The organism is Burkholderiales bacterium (assembly GCA_013695435.1).
Taxonomy (GTDB): domain Bacteria; phylum Pseudomonadota; class Gammaproteobacteria; order Burkholderiales; family JACMKV01; genus JACMKV01.
Genome location: JACDAM010000259.1, coordinates 1 through 3,653, shown reverse-complemented (window position 1 = coordinate 3,653; position 3,653 = coordinate 1). Strand labels below are relative to the sequence as shown.

General features: G+C 60.4%; 1 protein-coding gene. It reads left to right on the top strand.

Going from position 1 to position 3,653, the window contains the following annotated elements:
- The coding region (locus H0V78_12865) for an AsmA family protein (GenBank protein MBA2352630.1) at positions 1-3,621 on the top strand (3,621 nt) is incomplete at its 5' end.
- Between the last annotated feature and the right edge of the window lie 32 nt (positions 3,622-3,653).

Sequence of the window (3,653 nt, the reverse complement as noted above, 5' to 3'; positions counted from 1 at the left end):
GCGCTGTGGGACGGACGCATTGTGTTGCCTGAACTCAAACTGGTTGCGCCGACACTGGTTCTCGAAAAATCGGCGCAAGGCCAAGTCAACTGGAAGCTCCGCAAGGCCAATGAAACGAAGCCTGGCGAGCAGGAACCGGCGCCGGCGCCGGATCAAAGGGCGCAGCAATCCGCTGAACAATCGGCTGCCGCCCCCAGCGTCGGGCAAGCTCCTGAACAGCCGGTGAGCCAACTGCCGGCCATCGAGCACTGGTCGATGAGTGACGGCAGCATTGTTTATCGAGACGACCAGCGCAACAAAACCGCTGACGTTTTCCTCGCTACTGCCGAAGGCAGTATCACCTACGGCAAGCCCATCGAGCTTGCGGCGCAGGGACGCCTGGGCAACCAGCCTTTTACTCTGAAAGCCGGGGCCGGGTCTCTCGCCATGCTGGCAGCGCATCAACAGCCTTCGCAACAGATCGCTTCCGCGGCCGCCGCCCCGGCCCTGTATCCGGTCGAAGCCCATCTGACAGCAGGCGAAACCCGCGCGAATATCGAAGGCACGATGACCGATCCGCTAGCGCTCGGCGGAATGAATCTGACCCTGGCGCTCGAAGGCCCCAACAGCGCAGAACTGTTTCCGCTATTGGGCATTCCGGTTCCCGTCGCGCAGCCATTCAGCGTAACCGGGCAGTTGACCAAAAGCGACCAGATCTGGCGTCTGGGCAATCTGCAAGGCAACATCGGCAAGAGCGGTTTGCACGGCAATATCGCCGTCGATCTCGGCGCTGCGCGGCCTTCGATCAAGGCCGATCTAGTGTCGGATCAACTCGATTTCGGCTTGCTCGCCGGCTTGTTCGATGCTGCACCGCGCGATCAGGACGAAGTCGTTGGCGCGCCGCGCGAGCCTTTCGATGTCGAGAAGCTGAACGCCATCAACGCGCAGGTCAGCCTTAACGCGAAAGAAATCATCGGCACCAAATTGCCGCTCGATGACGTTGTCATCGACGTTTTGCTCAAAGACGGCCATCTGACCATCAACCCTTTCGAGCTCGGCATCGGCGGCGGCCAACTCGCCGCGCAAATAACGCTCGATGCCGCGCAATCCGACGTCGCCGGACAGCTCGCCATGCAATTCGATGATGTGCCGCTCGAGCCCTTGTTCGATCCGTTCAATTTGCGCTATCCGGTTGCCGGAATCGTCGATGGCAAATTCGCGGTTGCGTTCTCCGGCGACGATGTCGGGCTCGCCAGCGGCCGCGTCGTCTATCGGCGCCCGGAGAAGAACACGAACCTGGTATTCACGCTGAACCGCGAGCAGCAAGCGCAGGAATGGGCGCTCAAGGTGCAGGGCGAAGGAGCGTTTCGCGGCGAGCCGGCGAGCATGGTTTTCAGCGGTCAGCCATTTGCGTTGCTCGGTGATCCGCAGGCGAGGATTCCGCTTGAGCTCAATCTCACATTGGCGAAAAGCGAAATCGCCGTGGATGGATGGATCGCCCGGCTCGGACAACAGTTCGATTTGAACGCGGCGGTTTCCGGCCCCGGAACGGATCGGCTCGAAAAAATCATCGACGTCGACTTGCCGGAGTTGCCGCGCTACAACGCATCGGGCCGCATTGCCAGGAATGACGACGTCATCAAGGTCGAAAAATTCAAAGGCAGGATCGGCGCCAGCGATCTGTCGGGCAGCGCATTGCTGCGAACATCAGGACCGCGCCCGTTTATCAAGGCTGACCTCAAATCCGGCACGCTCGCGTACGCCGACTTCGATCAACTTCAGAAAAAAAGCGATGAGCCGTTCGATTGGGACAATCTGCGCAAAGTCGATGCCGACGTCGAAATCGCAGCGCAGCGGGTCGTCGTTCCAGAAGACCTTGTGCTGGAAGATTTGCGCGTAGACGCGACGCTGCAGAATGGTTTATTGAAACTAAAACCATTGCGCTTCAATGTCGGCGGCGGGGAAGTCGCTGTCGAGATCGCGCTCGACGCCGACCGCAAAAAATTGTTGCACGGCGCGATCCATGCCGATGTCGAAAAAGTCGATCTCGGCGAAGCGTTGAAACCGTTCGGGCTTACCGAGCGCTATTCAGGATTGCTCGATGCCGATCTCGATCTGGTGCTGGCCCAGGGCGCAATCGCCGGCAAGGCCGCCCAGGTCAGGAAGGCGGGCGAAGGCCGCATTCATTATCGCGAAGCGCAATCGGGTAACGACGTGCGCTTCGTGATTTCGCAGCAGCCCGAACAAACCGGAATCAACGGCGTAGGCCAGTTTCAGGATGAACCGTTCCGGCTCGCCGCCACCATCGGTCCGCTGGCCCGCATACTGAGCCCCGAGCCGTATCCGCTCGATGTCAACCTCGAGATGCTGGAAACCAAAGCGAGGATTCACGGTGAGGTCAGTGATCCGATCAATGCCACGGAACTTCATCTGGCGCTCGACATCGCCGGTCCCAATCCACAGCGGCTCGATCCGATTCTCGGATTCAGTCTGCCCGACCTGCCGCCGTACCGTCTGCGCGGCGATCTCTCGAAGCGCGGCGATCTGTGGCAATTCGCCGACTTCAAGGGAACGGTAGGCGACAGCGATCTCGCCGGCCGCATGGCTGTGGACACATCCGGCGCCAAACCATTCATCAGCGCGAAACTCGATTCACAGTTGCTCGATTTCGATGATCTCGCCGGGCTGGTCGGCGCCGCACCCAGCGATAACCCAGGCGAAACCGTTTCCGATAAACAGCGGAAAAAAGCCGCGCAGCAGCGCGCCAGCGATCGCACGCTGCCGATGGAGACGATCCATTTTTCGCGGCTGTCGCGCTTCAATGCAGACGTGAACTATCACGCCGGGCGAGTGGAATCCGATACCCTGCCGCTCGATGATATGACGATCGACTTCATGCTGCGCGAAGGGCAGCTTGAGTTCAAGCCGCTGAAGTTCGGCGCGGCCGGCGGCGATATCCGTTTTCAGATGACGCTGGACGGAACCAGCGAGCCGCCGGCGGGCAAGATCGAAGCCGAGGTTGCGCACATCAAGCTCGCGTCCATCCTCGACAATTTCGAAGTTTCCGAAAACAGTCTGGGCGTAGTCGGTGGCCGCGCGAGCCTATGGGTGACCGGCAGTTCGATCGCCGAAATGCTCGCTTCCGCCGACGGCGGCGCGTTCCTGTTGATGGGCGGCGGCAAACTCGATGCATTGCTCGTCGAGCTCGCCGGCCTCGATGGCGGCGAATCACTGCTCGCGTGGCTGGGCGAAAAACAAACAGTCGATATTCGCTGCGCGATCGCGGATTTGCAGGCCAGGGACGGTAAGGTCGAGATCGTCAGGGGCGTGATCGACAGCACCGATACGCGATTCGATGTCGACGGCTCGATCAATTTCAACAATGAGCGTTTGCATATCGTCATCAAGCCGGAACCCAAGGACGTCAGCTTTTTTGTCGCCCGCGCGCCGCTGATCATCGAAGGCAGTTTCAAGAATCCGGACTTTCATCCTTCGACCGGCAGCCTGATCGCGCGCGGCGGCGCGGCGCTCGCGTTGGCGGCGATTTTTCCGCCCGCCGCTTTGCTCGCGCTGGTCGAGCCTGGCCTCGGCGATAACGCGCCGTGCCAGGCGTTTCAGGATACGTTCAAGGAGTTGCGCTGACCAGTCTCAGTTATCTGCATGCATCGGGGACC